Annotated in this window: 16 protein-coding genes and 1 tRNA gene; 4 read left to right on the top strand and 13 right to left on the bottom strand. The window is 58.6% G+C overall.

What is annotated here, in order from left to right; translation table 11 throughout:
• Positions 1-38 precede the first annotated feature (38 nt).
• The 10 genes from NLK60_RS11630 to NLK60_RS11585 all read right to left on the bottom strand — a co-directional run bounded on the left by NLK60_RS11630 (position 39) and on the right by NLK60_RS11585 (position 8,320).
• Positions 39-111 (bottom strand) — tRNA-Pro (locus NLK60_RS11630).
• A gap of 127 nt (positions 112-238) precedes the next feature.
• Entirely contained in the window at positions 239-964 is a 726-nt protein-coding gene (locus NLK60_RS11625) for a DUF7504 family protein (protein ID WP_254807947.1), read from the bottom strand.
• A gap of 73 nt (positions 965-1,037) precedes the next feature.
• Positions 1,038-3,098 carry a DEAD/DEAH box helicase gene (locus NLK60_RS11620; RefSeq protein WP_254807946.1) on the bottom strand — a complete coding sequence of 687 codons (2,061 nt, stop codon included), beginning with the start codon at positions 3,096-3,098 and terminating at the stop codon, positions 1,038-1,040.
• 78 nt (positions 3,099-3,176) lie between these two features.
• Complete coding sequence (locus NLK60_RS11615; protein WP_254807945.1) at positions 3,177-3,824, bottom strand: hypothetical protein; 648 nt, start codon at positions 3,822-3,824, stop codon at positions 3,177-3,179.
• A 118-nt stretch (positions 3,825-3,942) separates the two neighbouring features.
• The gene (locus tag NLK60_RS11610) at positions 3,943-5,139 is read right to left on the bottom strand and encodes a helix-turn-helix transcriptional regulator (protein ID WP_254807944.1); all 1,197 of its coding nucleotides are present in this window, start codon (positions 5,137-5,139) and stop codon (positions 3,943-3,945) included.
• Between the two features lie 251 nt (positions 5,140-5,390).
• On the bottom strand, positions 5,391-5,837 hold the full coding sequence (locus NLK60_RS11605; protein ID WP_254807943.1) for a hypothetical protein: 447 nt from the start codon (positions 5,835-5,837) through the stop codon (positions 5,391-5,393).
• Positions 5,838-6,184: 347 nt separating this feature from the next.
• Positions 6,185-6,565: a cupin domain-containing protein gene (locus NLK60_RS11600; protein WP_254807942.1), complete on the bottom strand. Its 381-nt coding sequence runs from the start codon at positions 6,563-6,565 to the stop codon at positions 6,185-6,187.
• Positions 6,566-6,914: 349 nt separating this feature from the next.
• Positions 6,915-7,109, bottom strand: a complete 195-nt coding sequence (locus NLK60_RS11595) for a cold-shock protein (RefSeq protein ID WP_252701219.1) — start codon at positions 7,107-7,109, stop codon at positions 6,915-6,917.
• 78 nt (positions 7,110-7,187) lie between these two features.
• Entirely contained in the window at positions 7,188-7,427 is a 240-nt protein-coding gene (locus NLK60_RS11590; protein WP_254807941.1) for a hypothetical protein, read from the bottom strand.
• 134 nt (positions 7,428-7,561) lie between these two features.
• On the bottom strand, positions 7,562-8,320 hold the full coding sequence (locus tag NLK60_RS11585; protein WP_254807940.1) for a carbonic anhydrase: 759 nt from the start codon (positions 8,318-8,320) through the stop codon (positions 7,562-7,564).
• Positions 8,321-9,260: 940 nt separating this feature from the next.
• On the opposite strand from NLK60_RS11585, the gene hemL reads away from it, so the two are divergent.
• The gene (gene hemL, locus NLK60_RS11580; RefSeq protein WP_254807939.1) at positions 9,261-10,607 is read left to right on the top strand and encodes a glutamate-1-semialdehyde 2,1-aminomutase; all 1,347 of its coding nucleotides are present in this window, start codon (positions 9,261-9,263) and stop codon (positions 10,605-10,607) included.
• A gap of 390 nt (positions 10,608-10,997) precedes the next feature.
• Positions 10,998-13,409: an ATP-dependent DNA helicase gene (locus NLK60_RS11575; protein WP_254810477.1), complete on the top strand. Its 2,412-nt coding sequence runs from the start codon at positions 10,998-11,000 to the stop codon at positions 13,407-13,409.
• Between the two features lie 99 nt (positions 13,410-13,508).
• On the opposite strand, the gene NLK60_RS11570 is transcribed toward NLK60_RS11575, so the two are convergent.
• Positions 13,509-14,915 carry an ABC transporter substrate-binding protein gene (locus NLK60_RS11570; protein ID WP_254807938.1) on the bottom strand — a complete coding sequence of 469 codons (1,407 nt, stop codon included), beginning with the start codon at positions 14,913-14,915 and terminating at the stop codon, positions 13,509-13,511.
• Positions 14,916-15,085: 170 nt separating this feature from the next.
• Here NLK60_RS11570 and NLK60_RS11565 point away from each other — a divergent pair, with 170 nt between their 5' ends.
• Positions 15,086-16,297, top strand: coding sequence for an AI-2E family transporter (locus NLK60_RS11565; protein WP_254807937.1), 1,212 nt, complete (start codon positions 15,086-15,088; stop codon positions 16,295-16,297).
• Between the two features lie 260 nt (positions 16,298-16,557).
• On the top strand, positions 16,558-17,112 hold the full coding sequence (locus NLK60_RS11560) for a DUF5518 domain-containing protein (RefSeq protein WP_254807936.1): 555 nt from the start codon (positions 16,558-16,560) through the stop codon (positions 17,110-17,112).
• 67 nt (positions 17,113-17,179) lie between these two features.
• Here the strand turns inward: NLK60_RS11560 and NLK60_RS11555 are convergent, their stop codons facing one another.
• Both NLK60_RS11555 and NLK60_RS11550 read right to left on the bottom strand, forming a co-directional pair.
• Positions 17,180-18,460, bottom strand: a complete 1,281-nt coding sequence (locus tag NLK60_RS11555; protein WP_254810476.1) for an ABC transporter permease — start codon at positions 18,458-18,460, stop codon at positions 17,180-17,182.
• Complete coding sequence (locus tag NLK60_RS11550; RefSeq protein ID WP_254807935.1) at positions 18,460-19,341, bottom strand: ABC transporter ATP-binding protein; 882 nt, start codon at positions 19,339-19,341, stop codon at positions 18,460-18,462. Before NLK60_RS11550 ends, NLK60_RS11555 begins: the two co-directional genes overlap by 1 nt.
• Positions 19,342-19,386: the final 45 nt, after the last annotated feature.

Raw genomic sequence — 19,386 nt, 5'->3', positions numbered from 1 at the left:
GGACATCTGTTCGTCACTTAAGATGTGACGACAATAAGTGGGACCGCCCGGATTTGAACCGGGGTCACGGGCACCCAAGGCCCGAAGTATACCAGGCTAACCCACGGTCCCGCAAACACTCCTTTCGTGTGGAGCGGATAAAGGGTTTCGTTTGTCGTTTGCTATGTGCAACGCCACCGAGCCAGTCGCTCACAGGGTAGGGTTCTAGTCGGAATCGAAGCCACAGTGGACCAAACGATCAATCCTCGAGAACGCGGGCGACGTCATCGTCGGTGGCCTCCTGACCCACGGTTGGCTCAATAGTTGCCCACTCGGTTGGGTCATCCCACTCGCCAAGTAGTGCAGCGATATCTTCATCCGTTGCTTGCGGGACGTCGCTGTGGACGCTGTCGTCGACGACCACCTCGTCGAAAATCGACCCGAACGTGGAGACAATGCGATCTTCGTGTGCACCTGGGTCGAGGTGGAAGTGCGCGAGTGCGTCGACACTCGAGAGTCGGTTCGTGAGTACGTGGATGAATTGAAACACCGTCTTTGGCGGTGCGTGGTTCAAGAGCGCATCCAGTGATTGAAAACAGACTGTTAGTTGGTATTCACTTCCCCACTGTTCGCAAAATCGACTGACAGAGACGCCAATCGCGGAGAGATCGGTCGGATCAGTGATCGCATCGAAGACGACATCGCCGGTGAAATCCGGTTCTCCGTGTGTCCCACCCGTTGACCGTGCAGTCGTTGCACCACGAAGGACATCGCCAACCGAAATAGCACCTATTTTTGTCGGGTTGGCGGTTCCGTGTGGTGAGTTCTCGAGTGTATCACTCGAAAACGTCACCCTGAGTGCTGCCGTCTGAGAGCCTTTTTCGTGGTGACAGAGAGTCTGACAGGCGTCTGCAGTAGTGCTCGATCGATGGACGAGCAACACGTTCGACGGTGGCGAAACTGACTCGGGGATACTTTGGTCCATACACACGTGCGTCGCGTGACGCTACGTGAAATAACACGGTCACGTTTCTTTACTGTTCTGGCCCTTTTCGCCACTAGAGACGTTGGTCACGCAGTTCGATGTCGGCAACCAAATCGTACGGATGAGCGCCTTTTCGAATTCCGTCGATGATAGCGAACGCCTGGCCGGGCGAGAGGAAGTGTTCGGTCACCACGCGCCCGAGCGGCGTCGGGGTGAATCCGTCGATGAACTCGTACTCGAGGAGTTTACCGATAGCGTGGGTCGTCGGCACCTCGCCGAGCATTCGATCGTTGAGGGATTTGGCAGCTTTGCCGCTGACAGTGATGTTGGCCAGGGTTTCCTCGATGGCACCCGCTTCGTCGTACTGAGTCATCACCGGTTCCATCTCCCCTTTGAGGAGTTTGAACGCGACCTCGTCTTCGGTCATCTCCATCGAGTTGTGATAGCTACAGTCGGGTTCGACCAGGACGTACACGGTTCCTTTGTCGTGGTAGTCAGGTCGCCCGGCTCGGCCGAGCATTTGATGGAACTCCTGGACCGAAAGCCACTCGATACCCATCGCCAGTGAGTCGAAAATGACCTGTGAGGCCGGGAAGTCCACCCCCGCAGCGAGCGCTGCCGTGGTGACGACTGCCGCCAGTTCCTGGTCGGCAAACATCTGTTCGACCCGTTTGCGCCGCTTGTAATCGAGCCCCGCGTGATACGGAGCCGCGTTATACTCGAGTTTGCGCGAAATCTCGTGACAGCGTCGTCGAGAGTTAGTGAAGATAATCGTCTGTCCGCGATATCCCTTGGAAGATTCCGTATCGAACGCACGCCTGACGAGTTTGTTCTCGACGTTCACCTTCTCCCGGCCGTCAGCAAACGTGACGTGGCGTTCGATGGGGACCGGACGCTCTTCGAACTCGATGAGCGTCGCCTCGAGTGCGGCTCCCAGCTGTTCGGCGTTTCCGACGGTCGCCGAGAGATAGATCCACTGCGCTCCACCGTAGCTATCCCGCGCTTGCTGGCGTTTCTCGCAGGTGTATTTAAGCCTCGAGATGAGTCCATCGAGCCGGTGGCCTCGCTCGGGTTCTTTCAAGGTGTGGACTTCGTCGATGACGACGGTGCCGATGTCACCAAGGTCCTTTCCGGTCCGGAGGGCGTGGTCGATTCCCTCGTAGGTGCCCACGATGACGTCCGCGTTAGGGTCAAACTGGTTACCGGAGTCGGCAATCCGACTCGCCCCTACGCGAATCGAGACATTGACGAGGTGGCCGTATTCGTCCTGAAAGTCGTCGTATTTCTGGTTGGCCAGCGCGACGAGCGGGACGAGAAAGAGGAGTTTCCCCTTCCCGTTGAGGACGCGATTGAGTCCGGCGAGTTCCCCCACGAGCGTTTTCCCGGTCGCCGTTGCACTCACGACGAGTTGGTCGTCCCCGTCAAACAATCCGTTTTCGACCGACAGGCTCTGAACCGGAAGCAAGGTATCGAATCGATCCTCGAGGAGGTTCTGGAGACCGGGATGCAGGTTCAGGGTGTCGACGCCGACCGGGTCCACCTCGTCGGTGGTCGCCGAGATAGTGTCGAACTTGGTAAGATCGGGATCGAGGCGGCCCTTGAGTAGATTTGTGATTCGCTCGAGGTCTTGTACCTCGAGCATGAGTTCCTCGAGTCGATCCTTGGCGGCACCGGTGACGTTGCCGACGTAGGAGAGTTCACGCTCGAGTTCGCGAGAAGCACAGTCGGTACAGATCCAGTCGTCGTCGCTCTTGATCGCCGTCTCGGTCGTGATCGGTGAGTACCGGCCCGAGGACGCACAGTAGCGGCAGGTCCGGACGGCTTTTGCTTTGTCATCGAGTTGGTATCCCGCGAACATTTCCAGGAGAGCCTCTCGCCCGCTTTTTGAGGTCTGTTCGGAGATACGGATCCGGGAGGCGCGACGAGCCAGGTCGACGAACTCGTCGGGTTGGCGTGGTTCCTCGCTCGAGCCGCGTTTGACGCGGAATTTGGCCGGTCGCGGGCCCGCTGAGGTCTCCGAGAGGCCGAGTTTGGCGCGAAAGAGTCGTTTGCCATCTCGAGTGACGACGACGAGGTAGTCACTCCCAGTTTCGTGGCAAAAGAGCGTCTCGACCTCGGGGACCTGCTTTGACACGGGCGTGGATAACAGCGTGGGTTACTTGAGCGGTTCGAACTTCGACGCGTCAGGGAATACGGAATCTATGGGGAAGTATCAGCTGTCAGTCGGCGCTGTACTCTCGTTTCCGCGGTCGCTCCGTCGATCGTCGCTCATCGACTCGCCGACCCCGTCACCGACGATCTCCTGGGCGGTGTCTGCGATATCTGAGCCGCCGCGTTCTCCAGCCCGCTCTCGAAGCGATTCGATAGCATCAGTATCGACACCCGCTTCGGACAGGACATCCGCTGGAACTCCCCCAGCCACAGTGTCGGCAATTTCGGCCCGTCGCTCGATCGATCCCATCTCAGCGACGACCGTTGCGACCTCGGCGCGGTAGCGACCCTCGCTGATTGTCCCCTCGTCTCTGTCGTCCTGTAGCTCTTCGAGGCGGGTTTCGAGTTCTTCGAGACGAGTCTCGTCCGTTGCAACCCGTTCAGCGATGAGCGTGGCTTTGGCCTCGTCGGTTTCGGCATTGGCGACAGTGAGACCAAACGCTCGTTGGCTGACTTCGCCCTCGATTTCGGCGTTCTGCGCGCCGATAGTTGCTGCGAGCTGTTCACCCGGCGCGACCGATTCAGCCGCGACATCGGATTCAGACTCCACGGAGTCATCAGAAATAACACTCGCGGCAGCGAGCGGAACCGCCACCGCCACCACGAGCACCGCGATCATCAGCGTGATCGAGGAAGCATATCGGTTCATTAGTTCCCCATTGTACACGATCGGTGATATACCTTCGAGACGTTGTGACCGATTCAACGATCATCAACGCGGTTCAACGCTGTTTTCAATCACCGCTCAGTCTGTCGATTTTACGGTGCTACTCCTGCTCGCCGCCCTCGCCGCCCTCGCCGCCGACGTCGACATCCTCGGACGATCCACTCGCCTCGTCTGACTCCGGCAGCGACAGAACGTTTTCTCGACCGAGGCGGAACGACTCGAGTTCTCCAGACTCACGGAGCCCAGTAACCACCTTGCTCGTTTTGGCGTCGGTCCAGCCGAGTTCTTCGACCACAGTCTGTTGTTTCAGCCGTCCACCGCGTTCCTCGAGCAACCGGATAACTTGCTCTTCGTTACTGAGCAGGGTCGTATCAACTGCTGCAGCGTTGGGTGGTTCTGACCGATCTGTACCGGCTTCGGATTCACTTGTCGGTTTCTCGGCGTGATCCACTGATGGCTCCGCCTCGGTATCTGCTCGTGACGGATCGGACGCAGATTGCGTGCCTGAGTCCGTTCCAGGCACCTCACTGGGATCAACGCTCCGGTCGCGTCGACTGTACCACCAGACTCCGTAAACCCCGGCACCCACGACCGCGAGCGCGATGGCGACGAGGGGAGCCATTCCGAGCCAGCCAGTCCCCGTAGTGAGAACAACGCGAGGCTCTCCGGAGACGAAATCGGTGTCGCCACCCCGCCAGATAACCACTTGATCGCGTTCGTCGTCGGGTTCGGGAGCGGCCGTCTCGAGGTCGTATTCCTCGGGCCACTCGAAGAGCAACCGCGTGCCTTCGTCCAGGTAGATGCCCTCGATAGCGTCGCCCGCTCGGATCGTCTCATCGTCGACCACGGCGAACCCGTGCCAGTCGAAGGTGTACCGAACGATACCGTACTCGCGAGCGAGCGACTGGCGCTGTGTTTCCACCTCGAAGCTGTCGACACTCATCTCTCGATCCGTCGCGTCACTCGCAGTTGCGGCCGTCTCTCTCATCCGATCGGCCATCGTGGCGGTGTAGTTGTCAGGATCCGCCTGAATATCCGACTGCAACGATTCGAACGCCGTCTCGCTCTCGTCGTCGTCGAGACGAACCCAGAACTCGAGTGTCCACTCCGCAGTTCCATCGGCCCGGACGAAGACGTCCATCCGGACCTCGTCCGCGTCGATCTGGTCCTGCTGGAACGTGAACGATTCCGGCTGTGAAACGCCAGTTTCGGTCGCACCGTGAACGCCGGCAACCGGACCGATACTGGCGAAAACAAACAGCGTGACCAGCACTGTTACACCGACACGACCGTTCATACGCACTGGTACTTGCCACCTCGCTTAAAATGCACGGAACGGGTGATAAGGATCGAAATCGATTGAATCGGTAACTGACAACCGATTCGTCGAAGCCGGTGCAGCGACCGAACCATTTGTCTGCCGTCAACACCGTCAGCACTCGAGGCTAACGGATCGTCGGTAGGGGAAGGAGGAAGCGCCAGCGGGTGGTTATTCAGTCCCCTGATGGGGACGGGCGTGTGTCAGTGGCCAAAGCCGTTTGACGGTGCCTACGTGTCGGGTCCGTTCGACTGCTGATGGTCATCAGCAACATCGTCGCTGTTTTCGTGTGCATCTTCGCTGTTTTCGTGTGCGTCGTCACCGTTCTCGTCCGCACCCTCACCCGGCGTTACGTCGCTTACTGCATCACCGAGCGAGCCCTCGAGGCTTCCATCCAGGAAGGACATGATCGTGTCATGGATGGCCGAGACGTGATCGGGAACCTGCGAAGGGAGCTCAGCGTTTGGTCCCTGTGTCTGGACGTCAGCGGGGGAACCGTTTGCGTGAGCGTTCTGGGCACGGTCATCAGCGTTGCCAGCGTGGTCCTCTGCTGAAACCGGGGTGCTATTATCATCTGCGTCCACGGTTGGCGACGCGTTTCCGGGTGTTGCGGCGACGAAGCCGGTCGTTACGACAAGCACTGCCATGACGGCTGCGATGAGCGTTAGTCGTTTCATGATTCGCATCCGACCCTGGCCGTCGAACTCACTTGAAGGGGGTATTTGATAACTCCGGTTTGCGAGAATTTGAAGCCATTTGATGGACGTTTTCGTCGATTTGTCGCCGGATCAACGCGGTTCGAATCCAGTCGCTCGAGCGATTTCGGTTTCGGTACCCGAGCGAGGAGGAAACCGCGAGATCACTTGGGGTGCGCGGCTGAGATGGAGAACCAATCACCTGGTTGTTTGCCAGAGACTGATAGGGATTATCGTAGGAGTTCATAGTTTCCCAACGAAGAACCGAGATATAACGCCGAAGCCCGGACTTCGGGATCCCCGGATGGCTACGATAATCCCTATGAACGTTATTCGACCAGTTCGATGGCATCGTCACCGTTGGGAACGGCACAGAGGAACGCCCCCTGGTCGTCACCCTCGTTTCGATACCAGTGGGGGACGCCGGCCGGAATCAGGAGGCTATCCCCGGCTTCGACCGTGTGTTCGTCGTCGCCGATTCCGACCACGTACGATCCCTCGAGGACGTACTGTTCGTGTTCGACCGCGTTGGTGTGTTTGGGTACTTCCGAACCGGCTTCGAGGGTAAACCGGCGGATGGCGAAATTGGGGGCACCGTGTTCATCCGCGATAAGGACCCCTTTTTCGAGTCCATCGGCTGCCTCGACGGTTTCGTATTCGATTTCGTCTCCGCGGCGAATAACCGCTTCAGTTGGTGTCGAATGGGACATACTCGAGTCACTGTTGCGCGTGGAGGAAGGTAAATCCCATCCGGATTCGTTCGCCATCCCATTCACGTCCTCAATCTCGTCGACGGCCTCTTTCGAAATACACCGGTCTCTCGAGGGGAATCTCGAGTGGAACTCACTGGAAAGTTAGGGTTCGGGTTTCTCGAGGGTGGCCCAAACCGGGGTGTGAAGGGGCATAGTCGTGGTATGCGGGAACGGCCCCCTGTTTCAACTCGAGAGGAAATGGGGTCGAACCCAGAGCGAAGAGAGGAGAGTGGTTACTCGAGCGGTGGGGAAGTTGCCACTCGAGGGCGAGAATTAGTTTGAAAATCAATACCTCAGCGAATTCGCCTTACAGGCGCTCGACGTTCGTCGCGCGTGGGCCTTTGGGGGCCTGCTCGATGTCGAACTCGATCTCCTGTCCTTCTTCCAGGTCCGGGCCGCCAACGTCTTCCATGTGGAAGAAAACGTCGTCGTCCGCATCCTCAGTCTCGATGAATCCGTAGCCGCCAGTGTCGTTGAAGAAATCAACGGTTCCTTTCGCCATTGCCTTTGAATCGAGCGGCCCTGTACGGATAACCGTTCCGGTATTGGATTTCGCTGGTTTGTAGCCAGTCACTAGCAGTCATTCTTCGTCCTCGAGTTGCTGCGCGTAAATCGAGACGAAAAAGACCAGCATAAACAGTCCGAATCCGATCACGATACCGAGAAAACCACCCTGACCGATCTCGACAGGGGTCACCATAGTGACAGCAACGAGCGCGACGATGAAGACGATGATAGTGAGAATTCCCATCGCATAGTAGAAACCGGTGTCACTCTCGAGAACTCCCCAGAGTGAATCCCACAGTGGCGGTCGAGGCATGCTCGGGGGTTCGAACTGGATGAGCATAACGTCTGTCGGTGGCTCTGTACTCTTTTGTCGGTGGATCTGTTGTCTCCGAGAGCCGAGATACCACTCGAGTTTTGACAATGAGTAAATCAGTACAGGTGAGTAGATCAGTAGAGGAGACTTCGTGTGACGCCCGCGTGACCGTCGGGGAGCATCGCTTCGATTGCAGACGGCTTCGTCTCACCGTTGTAGTTGACGAGATACGCACGGCCCTGTCCATCACCGTACACACCGTGGAAATCGTAGACGAAGCCGAACGTGTCGACACCTTCTGGTACATCGTCTGATTCGGTTACAAACGAAATCTGATAGTCGACGTTGTACTCGACGAGCTGATTGATGATTTCGAACTCTTCGAGAGAGTCACCCGTGGTTTCGTCTTCGGTATCGACGAGATCACTCTCGAGCCCTTCTTCGATGACAGGGACGAGCATGTCGACCCACTTGCCAACACCGACCGGTTCCGGGAGATTGCCTCCAGTTGCAGCCTGATAGGCTGCGGTTACTGCGCCACAGCCAGTGTGGCCGACGACGGCAATCGCCTCCGTTCCCGCATAGTGGACGGGATAGAGGAGGCTCCCGTCGACGATTCGTTCGCCTTCGTGATCGTCCCATGCCTGATTGCCGATGTTACTGGGGGTGAACACTGCTCCCGGTCGATCGAGCGCCCACATCCCTTCCTGTGAGACTCTCGAATCCGAACAGCAGATCGACACCACATCAGGGCGTTGTTTCGACTGCAAACCGTCGAAGTAATCATCCTCGAGGCCCGCAACGTGTTGGTCGTTCCCTTCGAGCAACTCGAGCAGTGTCGAACTGACTTCGTCAGTCGAATCGTCCGCTGTAGAATCCTTCGGTGGACACATAGCTGCGCGTACGTACACAATCGGACCCAATGGGTGTACCGGATGTGGCTGATTTTCTCGAGCGAGAGCCGACGGTCAATGTACGTTCAATGGCTCACGAGTTCAGTTGTGGGCTCCTCCTTGCATCTCTGTGAGTACAAGAGGTGAGATATTACGAGAACCGGTGAGAGGATACGAGAACCGATGAGAGAATACGAGAGTCGCGTGACCGAAAACCAGCCGAACACGATGTCCAGGGATTGATAAAAAGAAGTGTACTGGGTGGTGAATGATGGATGTGGCTTGTTACCATAGAGGTTGCGAAGCCCCCCACCCCTTTGTTTCGAGTGGAGAGCAGTACGAAGGTGGGGGTGGGAGGGGGTGTTTGGAACTGGAAGGTTTTATTATAGATAAGAACAAATTGGTCCGTAGCCTCAACAAAAACAAGAAGTTACTAGGTGAACTGATTGTTGTTACTAGAGAGTACTAGAAAACTCTCTATAGACGCTTCCTGTTACTAGCGGTCTCTTACCGCCCGAATTCTCCCGTTATCCTCTTTCTCTCGGCCTCTCGAGCCCAAATCATCCCCTGATATCTCCCAATCCCCCTCTCTAACCACCAACACCCCACCCACCCTTGTTCCCTTCTCCACCCGAAACGAAGGGGTGGGGGTGTTTACAAATCTCAAAATCTAGGGGTTTTTCCTCCTTCCACTCTAGTAAATAGACGAAAATATCTAGTAACTCCTTCGAACACCCCTTCGTTTCCACTGGAACACATACGGAGATAGTTGCCGGTTCCTCGAGGGACTAGCACGATAGTGACCATGGTGGTTCACAGGAATGTAAGGAGGAAGCCCACGACTTTAGTCGTGAGTCGATGACATCATCTCTCTGGGGTCGGGCGTCCGACTCTCGGACGGTACATCTTTGCCGTCGGCCCGCAAAGCGCCGACTATACCATGAACGACGAACGCTCACGTGCGCTGTACGACCGGGCACTTTCCGTGATGCCCGGCGGCGTCAACTCTGCCGTTCGCGCCGCTATCGAGCCGTATCCGTTTTTCGTCCAGAAGGGTGATGGTGGTCATGTCATCGATGCGGACGGGAACCGACTCATCGACTGGGTGATGGGCCTCGGACCGCTCCTTCTCGGTCACGACCTCCCAGACACCGTCCAGGCAGCCATCCAGCGGACTGCCAGTGAGGGACCAATGTACGGCACCCCAACGGAAGTCGAAGTCGACCTCGCTGAGTTCGTCGCCCGCCACGTCCCCAGCGTCGAGAAGATTCGATTCGTCAACTCGGGAACCGAAGCCACGGTCTCCGCCGTCCGCCTCGCTCGAGGCGCCACCGGACGGAACAAAATCGTCATCATGCAGGGTGGATATCACGGGGCTCAGGAGTCGACGCTGGTCGAAGGCGACGCCGATACTCCTGCTCCGTCTTCTGCCGGGATTCCGACCGATTTCGCTAAACATACCCTGCCAGTCCCGTTCAATGACGAGGCGGCCGTCCAGTCCGTGTTCGACGAACATGGCGACGATATCGCTGGCGTCCTCGTCGAACCTATCCTCGCGAATTACGGCATCGTTCACCCTGTCGACGGCTACCTCGAGACGCTTCGCGAACTCACCGACGCACACGGCTCACTGCTGATCTTCGACGAAGTCATCACTGGCTTCCGTGTGGGTGGATTAGGCTGTGCCCAGAGTCGGTTCGGCATCACGCCGGATCTCACCACCTTCGGAAAGATCATCGGCGGTGGGTTTCCGGTGGGAGCAATCGGCGGCCGTGCCGACCTGATCGAACACTTCGCCCCAACTGGAGATGTCTTCCAGGCGGGAACCTTCTCCGGACATCCCGTGACAATGGCTGCGGGTCTGGAGACGCTCACGTTCGCGGCCGAAAACGATGTCTACGATCACGTTAACGGCCTCGGGGAACAGCTCCGTGGCGGACTGACGGATATTCTCGCCGACCAGGCACCGAACTACACCGTGGTCGGGACCGACAGCATGTTCAAAGTGGTCTTCACGCGCGATGGTCCCTCTCGAGAGGGCCTCGAGGGCCAGTGTGAGGCTGGCTGTACACAGAACCCGGAGTGTCCTCGATTCGATACCTGTCCGAAAAACGCGGGGGACGTCAAACGGGCCGAAACCGAGCGCTGGCGACGGATCTTCTGGGGCGAGATGCGAGAACAGGGCGTGTTCCTCTCACAGAATCAGTTCGAGAGCCAGTTCATCAGCTACGGACACACGACCGAAGACGTCGAGCGGACGCTCGAGGCGTATAAACATGCCCTCTAACGGTCACTCACACCACTTTTAAGCGAAATCGGTTCGGTTTTCTTCTCCCGTTTCATCGGCGGCCGAGGCGGATACCCCGACCCTTGCGGTCGGAGTTATTGACGCTGTCATCTCAGAACGTGCAATTTACCCATACATTCATATCTCGAGACACAACGATAGTACATGGCCACTGGGGTGGCCACAAGGGAATACAGGGACACGGCTGACCAGTGCGGTCAGTTCGTGACCGCTTCGAACAGTCCTCGAAGTTCGTGGGTTCTGGATGTACCGTGGCAGTCTGTTGTCGGTTCACTTCTCGAGTGCCATCCCACCCAGTACTTTACGAATGAAAGCGCGACAAGATCGGTCCGTCAACGCTATGGAGGACCGACAATGAGTACGGGCACGATGACGGACTGGCGTGCGGTGTTCGGTCACGACGAACCCTACGACGAGCAAGTCGACGGGATCGAAACCGCGATTGAGACTGCCAAAGAGGGTGGCTACACGGTTATCGAAGGAGCCTGCGGGACTGGCAAGACGATGATCGCGCTGACCGCAGGTATCGACCTCGTGCGGAATCCTGACACCGACTACGACCGGGTGTTCGTCCTGACGAGCGTGAAACAGCAACTGCGTCAGTTCGAAACCGATCTCGAGACGATCAACGCGAACCTCGCTGACGAATGGAATCCGGTATCTGGACTCACTCTCGTCGGAAAAGCTGACGTCTGTCCGTACAACCGGGAAAACCGCGGCGGTGTCACCGACGACAACGTCTACGACCGGTGTGAAACCCTGCGCGAGCGCACGCGAGACCTGACCGGAGAGAGTGGGTCGACGACCGCTGGCGCTCTCGTTGCCAACGCGAAAAGTCAACAGATCGGACTGGCCGATAGCGCCAACGCCTCATCTCCCGCTGGTTCCACTGGAAATGCACGGGGTGCCAGCTATCTCGAGACGGCTGACGAACCGACACCGTATCCACCCGACATGCCCGAGTACAATACGGGTGGACCGGCCGGCAGCGAGGTCGAGTACTGTCCGTTCTATGCGCAGTATCTCGAGGACCTCCCGGAGGAAGCGAGCGACGCGAGTCCACTCGAAGCAGTCCCGTTCGACGTCACTGAAACCGGCTTACTCACGCCAGAGGACCTGGTTGCACAGTCGGTTCGACACGGGACCTGCCCGCACTCGGTGATGGGGGCTGTCCTGGGAGATGTCGAGGTGGTGATCGGCAACTACTACCACGCGTTCGATCCGACGACGACGGCCGCATTCACCGGCGCACTGCTCGACTCGTCGACCTTCGTGGTCTGTGATGAAGCACACATGCTAGAGCCCCGCGTTCGCGACCTCGTAAGCGATGGGGTCGCCGATTCGACCCTCCGTGACGCGGAAACCGAACTGTCGCGGGTCCTCCAGCCGGTTCGATTCGAACAGGAGGGTCGGTCGACGCAGGGTGGGTCCAAAACTGCTGATGCCGACCTCGTTCGGGCCGAACTGAACGACACCGACGTTTCTATCGAGGAACTCGAGCGAACACTCGAGTTCGTACAGGATCTTCGTGGTGAACTCGATAGACGGATTCGGGCGCATCTGGAGCGAACCCACCGTGGGTGGCAGTCGGATCTGACTGACTTGACGGACGACGAAATCCCGTTGAGAGAGCCGACCGAACCGGCTGAAGACGAGCTGTCAGTGTGGGCCAGCGAAGCAGGCTACACCGATGCTGTCTGGGTGCGTGCCGAGTCGGTTGGCGCTATCGTCGAGCGGATCCTGAACGAGGCCGAAGACGAGGAGAAATCCCGGGCTATGCCCGCTGTCGGCCGGTTGCTGGGTGAGTGGTACCGTCGGGACCACACGACCAACTTTCGGGAGATCGAACTCGAGCGAACCTGGGACGAGATGGAGCCGGCCGATTCCTGGCGTCGGGCCTACACGGCTCGACTCGCCGTACACAACTGCGTGCCGAGCGATGCCATTGGGTCCAGGCTGTCGGCGTTCGGTGGGGGGATTTTGATGAGTGCGACTCTCGAACCCATGGACGCGTTTACCGAAGTGACGGGGCTCGAATATCTCGAGCGGGAAGAAAACCGACCGGTAGTCGAACGACAGTACGGGCTGCACTTTCCAGAACGAAACCGAGAGAGCTTCGCGGTCTCGCTGCCGAAATTCACGTATCAAAACCGTGGCAGTCCGGCCGAGGAGTCGCCGACGCGAACTGCCTACGCGGAGGCGCTCGCCCAGATTGCACGGCTTCCGGGAAACGTCCTGGTCGGGATGCCGAGTTACGGCGAGGCCGAATGGGCTGCCAGCACGCTCGAGGCACGACTCACTGAGAAGCCAGTTTTGCTCGATTCCTCGAGCAGCGACGACGCGACCCAATCGCTCAAAGACGAGTTCTTCGCCGGCGACGGGAAGATTCTCGTGACGAGTCTACGGGGGACGCTCACTGAGGGTGTCGATTATCACGGTGACCGGTTGAGTGCGGCCGCCGTCTGTGGCGTCCCGATCGTCAACACCTCGAGTCCGCGCACGAAAGCCGTTCGTCGAGCGTACGACGAGACGTTCGGTGACGGTTTTACCTACGCGCTCACTGTCCCGGCGGTTCGAAAGGCCAGACAGGCCATCGGGCGAGTTATCCGCAGTCCCGATGACGTGGGCGTCCGTATCCTCCTGGACGAACGGTACGCTCGCGATAGCTGGGATTCGGTACGCTCGTTTTTCCCCGATAATTCAGCGTTTCAACCGGTCAGCCCCGATATGCTCGAGTTCGGCCTCGAGCGGTTTCGGAAACGGCTCGAGGAAGATAGCTGAGAAGAGAAGGGACGGTAGTGGTGCTACCTGACTCAAGGAGAGAGTCCCGCCGTTCACCGCGAGGGGGATGTCATAGGCTTTCGAAGCAAATCGTTTTACTCAGAGGCTTCCCGGGTCGAACTCGAGCGCCCAGTCTTCGATCAACTCGGGGAGGTCGTCTCGTCGGGTTTCGTAGGAGAGCGTCACGATGTCTGCGGGTTCAATCGCGTGTTCGGCAAACACCCGTTGTCGCCGTTCGAGGTCGGTTTCCTCCGTTTCGTCAGTGTCTTCAGCATCATCGTCGACATCTACGGTATCATCATCAGTGTCCTGCGTGTCGTCCGAAGCACCGTCGTCCGTCTCATCGGTATCGTTGTCAGTGTCTGAACTGTCGTCCCCGGTTTGGTCGCCACTCGTGTCGTCCGTTTGGCTACCGTCATCGGTGTCGTCGCCGGTCGGTTCCGTCTCGTCGTCGGACCCTGTACTGTCGTCACCGTCGGTATCCTCATCATCGTCTGGAGCGACGTCGAGGCCCTCGAGTGGCAGTGCGGGGTACTGTCCGATTCGGGGTGCGATAGCGGCCTGAACGTCGGGTTCGAGAACGAACGAGACAAATTCGTAGGCCAGGTCGACCTGGATCGCCCCTTCGAAGATTCCGACCAGCCGCGGTTCGGCGTACCCGACGTTGCCCGGGTAGGAAATGCGATTGCGCTCGGGCGCATTCCCCTCGAGGATTCTGTCGAGTGCATCGGTGGCGAACGCCGGTAGTATCGCTCGTCCGTCGTCGTAGCTGGCGAGTGCATCGGCCCAGGTTTGTTCGACTGCGAGATCGTTTTCTCTGAGGGCTTGCCATTGCTCGAGATATCGATCTGGCCCGACGTCGTCGATGAGCCAGCTCAGGAAGCCACGGCCGCGGGGGTTGTACCGCGGTGAGGTCGTGACGACCGCGGATTCGTAGTCCGGCTCGGTGAGTGCTTCGATGGATGTGGGTGGGGAAACAGCGGTTTCGTCGACCAGTAAGGACACGTACTGGGTACTGACTGGGAGGATTCGGTCGGTCGGATCTTGGAGGTCGAGGCCGTCCCGAATCTCATCGATGGTGTCGATCCGGTCGCGGTTGAGTGACCGAAACAGGGGTCTGTTCTCGAGTTCGATGTCGGCCAGGGCGAGATCGGATGCCGTGAATCCGAGATAGACGTCGACATCGGGGAGGAAATCTCGACGGTCACGTTCGACGTAGTGTGCCATGCCTGCTTCGGGGAGAACCCAGTCGATTTCTGCGTCCTCGAAGCGTTCTTCAAAGGTCTTTTTGAGCCAGATCGCTGCTGACGCTTCGCCCTCGACGAACGGTTTCGTCGTTGCGATGCGTAGCGTCCCCTCTTCGACCGGTTCGTCCGGTTCGGCGTCTCCGTCCGCTGCAGGTGGCTCGGGTTCTGGATCGTCTTCTCGCCTCGCACAGCCGCTCAGTGCAGGGAGCGCTAGGGCTGTCGAACCCGCCAGTGCGTGGACGAACGTTCGCCGGTCCATCGTCTCGATATCGGGGCGAGGCGGCTTAAGGGCCACGTCGATTCGCAACGAGAACTCCTCGGCCAGTCGTATTTCCAACTCGCTAAGGATGTCACAGAACTAGTACGTATCAGACTCGAGGAACGGCCAGACAGGCGAACAGTTTTGCTGGTCGGGAACTACCATCCCGTGTGTCACCGGATCGTCGCTACGTGCTCGGGGGGATCGTCGTCTTACTCGGGTTCGTTACGGGTGCGATTTTACTCGAGGTGCTCGGAACAATCCTGTTCGCCTTGACTGTGGCGTACGTCCTGGTACCGGTGAGCAACTGGCTCGAGCGCCGAGGATTGACGCCGTGGTTTGCGGCTGTTGGGGCGACTATCGTTGGGTTTCTCGGTGCTTTTGCTGTTTTTGCACCAATCTTTGTGACCTTGTATCTGCGACGAGGCGAGTTGCTGGCGTTTATTCAAACGATTCCGGATGAAATTCTGATCGCCGTCCCCCTCCTCGATTCGACGATAACGCTCGAGTCGGCGGAGGTACAGCGACTGATCACCGCACAGGTACAGGATATCGCACTGAGTATGGGCGCAGCAGCGCCGGAACTCGCGATTAAATTAGCACTGTTCGTCTTGTTGTTGTTCGGCCTGTTGCTCAAAGGTGATGCCGCCGGGCAGGCGGCTATCGCTCCGGTTCCACACGAGTATCGAGACATCGTCGGCGCGCTCGACAAACGGGCACGCGAAACGCTGTACGCAATTTACGTCCTCCAGGCCGGGACGTCGGTGGCGACGTTGCTCATCGGCTATCCGCTCTTTTTGTTGCTCGGTTACGAGTCGGCTTTTACTATGGCGTTTATAGCAGCACTCTTGCAGTTCGTCCCGATTATCGGTCCGAGTTTGTTGATCGTTCCGCTGGCGGCGTTTCACGTGACGATGGGTGAAATCGGTGCGGCTATCCTTCTGACAGTGCTCGGTATCGGGTTAGTCGCCTGGTTCCCGGACGTAGCCGTCCGTCCACGCCTCGCGCGTCGTTCGGTTGGCCTTCCAGGGAGCCTCTATTTCGTCGGATTTACGGGCGGCCTGTTTACGCTCGGTGCAATTGGCATCGTCGTCGGGCCGCTGATCGTAGCGGTTTTCGTCGAGTCGGTCAATCTCCTTTCTGAAGAGGTCAACGCCGATGTCACTCTCAGCGATTTCCACGCTGTTGACGACGAGGGACCGGATACACTGACCGAACGAGGAGACGACACACTGGCCTACGAAGACGACGACTCCAGAGGCGTGGATTCGCCCTCGAGTGGAAGCGACGGCCTCTCGGCCAGCGTGACCGAAAGCGAACGAGCAGACGGTTATTCCGACGAGAACCGTACAGGCACGCCATCAACCGACAGCGACCGCTGAGGGAGGTCTGCCTTCGACTCGAGCGACTGAACGGTCATGAGAGGATAGGACTCGAGCGACTGAACAGTCATGTGAGGATAGGACTCGAGTGTCTGGGTGGTCAACCGTTGTCGGTATTGCAGACAACGACTCGAGAGTCACCGGAAGCCTGGTCTGTCCAAACGCGTCGCTACTCCTTCGTATTGAACTGTAAATGAAGCTTCGGGCGTCGCAGTTTTGCTAACCCACTGACTTTTTCCGTTTGCTATCGTAGTGCCGATATGAACAAGTCGACAGCAATACACGCGCTCATCGGTGCACTGGTTGGAGCGATCATCTCGTTTATCCCGTTTTCGACCGTGATAGGCGGTGCACTTGCTGGCTTCCTCGAGGGACCGGATAACACAGAAGGCTTTTTAGCTGGGCTGCTCGCCGGAATCTTCCTGTTTATACCAGGGCTCGGGTCGTTGCTGTTCGTTTTCGGATTCCTTGGATTCGGCTTCGGACTGGGTGGCCTCCCCTTCGAAGGTCTGGCGCTGTCTTTCGTCATCCTCAGCTTCATCGGGTTCGTCGTCGCCCTCTATACGATCGGGGCCGCCGCAGTCGGCGGATTTATGGGTGCGTGGGCCGCTCGAGAGTATCCAGAACAGCGCTATCGACTCAGGGATACGCTTGGTTTTTCGACCGACTCGATTTCGACCGACTCGACTGTCACCAGCGCGCCCGTGGACGCAGATCCTGCAGTCGATCCAATTGACTCGAGGAAGGCGGGGGACGTTCGAACTGAGACTCCGCGTTCGGAAACCGAAACGTCCGATTCACCCGACGAGCGCTGACGGCCTCGAGTGGAAACATCTCTCGACCGTCATCGGGTTCTCGGCCGTCATCGGGTGATCAACTCGGTCACTCATATCGGAGCGCGTCGATCGGGTCGGTCCGGGCCGCCCGCCAGGCGGGGTACAGGCCGGATACGACGCCGACACCGATGCCAGCACCGATCGCCAGGACGACGTACTCGTAGGGGTAGATCAGCGGCAGGTCGATGTACCATGCACCGAGATAGCCGACGGCTAATCCGAGCGCGGTGCCGAGTACCGCGCCGATCACGCCCAGGATGACGGCTTCGCTCAAAAAGAGCGTGAGAATATCTCGGTTCTGTGCACCGACAGCTTTCATGATCCCGATCTCGCGGGTTCGTTCGGTTACGGAGACGAGCATGATGTTGGCGATACCGATCGAGCCAACGACGAGCGAAATCGCGGCGATGCCGACGATAAAGTTCTGGAGCAAGCCGAGGATGTCCTCGAGTTGCTGGAGGAGTTCGGTGCTCGTCTGTAAGATGACGGCGAGATCGTCCCCGAGGAACTCGCTGGCGTCTGATTCGTCGCTCTCGAAGTACGTGATAGCTGCGTCTCGAGTGCGGTCGACGTCGTCCTGGTCGGCACTGCGTGCTTCGACGACGATGGCAAGGAATCTGACGCCACTGCCACCGTTATCTTCGCCCGCATTGCCGTTCCCTGCTGCGGGCCCAACGGCCTGTTCGACGTAGAACGGGTCGGTCGGGACGTAGATCCGTGGGGCGGCTTCGAACCCTTCGAACGGGCTCTGTCCTTCGGAAGAATCGGTGATCCCGACGACGGTGATCGTTTCCGTTCCACCAGTGATGATCGTTACCTCGAGTTCGTCGCCGACGCTCACGTTCTCCTCGAACTGGCCTGCAGCAGCGGGATTGATGACGGCTTCGCGTTCACCCATCTCGAACTGGCGACCCTCATCGAGTGAGTCATCGCGGATATACGAGGGCCCGGCGGCTATCAGTCCATCACCCTGTAACCGTGTCTCACCACCGTACGTTATCGACTGGGCGTCGATGGTCGCATAGCCGTAGGCGGCGTCAACTTCCTCGAGTTCGCTGACGCTATCTAGGTCGTTCTGACTGAAGATGAACTGGGCACCTGCCAGTGGTCCACCTTCTGTCTCGGGGTCGGCCGCCCAGCCGTAGAGGTTTCGTTGATCGTCGGGGCTGATATCGCCGATGATTCCTGCCTGAAGACTCGCGCCGAGACTGACGAAGGCGATGACGGCAGCGATACCGATGATCACGCCGAGGGTCGTCAGTGCCGACCGGAGGCGGTGCCCGCGGATCGACCGCCAGGACAGTCGCAGAGACTCGAGTGGCCGCATCATCGACCCCCGTTCTCGTCGGTAACGTTCGCACCGTTCTCGCGGTTTCTGTTCGCATCAACATCGTCGGTCGAACCCGCATCATCACCGTCGGTCGCATCCGCATCACAACCGTCGATCGCACCCGCATCACCACCCGTCTCAGACCCCTCCGTTTCACCTCGAGAATCGCTAGCAGAGACCGAGTCGTCATCGAGTGTTTCGATCCACTCGATTTCCCCGTCGAGCAAGTGAATAATTCGTTCGGCTCGCTCGGCCACGTGTCGTTCGTGGGTGACGACGATCATGGTGGTGCCGGCGTCGTGGAACTCCTCGAACAGATCGAGCACGTCGGCTTCGGTCTCGCTGTCGAGATTCCCGGTCGGTTCGTCGGCCAGGATAATCGCCGGGTCGTTCACCAGGGCTCGAGCCAGGGCGACGCGCTGGCGCTGGCCACCTGAGAGTTCGTTCGGTTGGTGGTCGATTCGGTCGCCGAGGCCCACGCGCTCGAGCAAGTCACGGGCACGGTCGTGACGGTCTTCGCGGTTGACGCCACGGAATAGTTGTGGGAGGGCGACGTTCTCGAGGGCGTTCAGTCGGGGCATGAGGTTGAACGTCTGGAACACGAACCCGACAGTGGTTCCCCGGAGCGTCGTTCGTTCGCGATCTGATAGCGCAGAAATCTCCTGTCCGTCGACGGAGACGGTGCCCGAGGTTGGCGTGTCGAGACAGCCAAGTAGATTCATCAGCGTCGACTTCCCGGACCCGCTCGGTCCCATGATTGCGGTGTACGAACCGCGCGGAATCGAGAGCGTGACTCCATCGAGTGCGTGTACCGGTTCACCGATGTGGTAGGTCTTGCGTACGTCCACCATCTCCACGGCGTCACCGACAGTTCCCATTACTGGGTTTACAGGTTCCCACGGGCAAAAACGTTCGTGAGGGGG

Origin of the sequence: Natronosalvus amylolyticus, from assembly GCF_024298845.1 — an archaeon.
GTDB classification, from domain to species: Archaea; Halobacteriota; Halobacteria; order Halobacteriales; family Natrialbaceae; genus Natronosalvus; species Natronosalvus amylolyticus.
This window is presented reverse-complemented; position numbering and strand designations above follow the sequence as displayed.

Bases quoted from the DNA above. Each gene is read 5' to 3' on its own strand.
- NLK60_RS11550 (WP_254807935.1), bottom strand. From the start codon at position 19,341: ATGGGAACTGTCGGTGACGCCGTGGAGATGGTGGACGTACGCAAGACC.
- NLK60_RS11555 (WP_254810476.1), bottom strand. From the start codon at position 18,460: ATGCGGCCACTCGAGTCTCTGCGACTGTCCTGGCGGTCGATCCGCGGG.
- hemL (WP_254807939.1), top strand. From the start codon at position 9,261: ATGAACGACGAACGCTCACGTGCGCTGTACGACCGGGCACTTTCCGTG.
- NLK60_RS11625 (WP_254807947.1), bottom strand. From the start codon at position 964: ATGGACCAAAGTATCCCCGAGTCAGTTTCGCCACCGTCGAACGTGTTG.
- NLK60_RS11575 (WP_254810477.1), top strand. From the start codon at position 10,998: ATGACGGACTGGCGTGCGGTGTTCGGTCACGACGAACCCTACGACGAG.
- NLK60_RS11605 (WP_254807943.1), bottom strand. From the start codon at position 5,837: ATGAAACGACTAACGCTCATCGCAGCCGTCATGGCAGTGCTTGTCGTA.
- NLK60_RS11595 (WP_252701219.1), bottom strand. From the start codon at position 7,109: ATGGCGAAAGGAACCGTTGATTTCTTCAACGACACTGGCGGCTACGGA.
- NLK60_RS11590 (WP_254807941.1), bottom strand. From the start codon at position 7,427: ATGCCTCGACCGCCACTGTGGGATTCACTCTGGGGAGTTCTCGAGAGT.
- NLK60_RS11560 (WP_254807936.1), top strand. From the start codon at position 16,558: ATGAACAAGTCGACAGCAATACACGCGCTCATCGGTGCACTGGTTGGA.
- NLK60_RS11615 (WP_254807945.1), bottom strand. From the start codon at position 3,824: ATGAACCGATATGCTTCCTCGATCACGCTGATGATCGCGGTGCTCGTG.
- NLK60_RS11585 (WP_254807940.1), bottom strand. From the start codon at position 8,320: ATGTGTCCACCGAAGGATTCTACAGCGGACGATTCGACTGACGAAGTC.
- NLK60_RS11570 (WP_254807938.1), bottom strand. From the start codon at position 14,915: ATGGACCGGCGAACGTTCGTCCACGCACTGGCGGGTTCGACAGCCCTA.
- NLK60_RS11600 (WP_254807942.1), bottom strand. From the start codon at position 6,565: ATGTCCCATTCGACACCAACTGAAGCGGTTATTCGCCGCGGAGACGAA.
- NLK60_RS11610 (WP_254807944.1), bottom strand. From the start codon at position 5,139: ATGAACGGTCGTGTCGGTGTAACAGTGCTGGTCACGCTGTTTGTTTTC.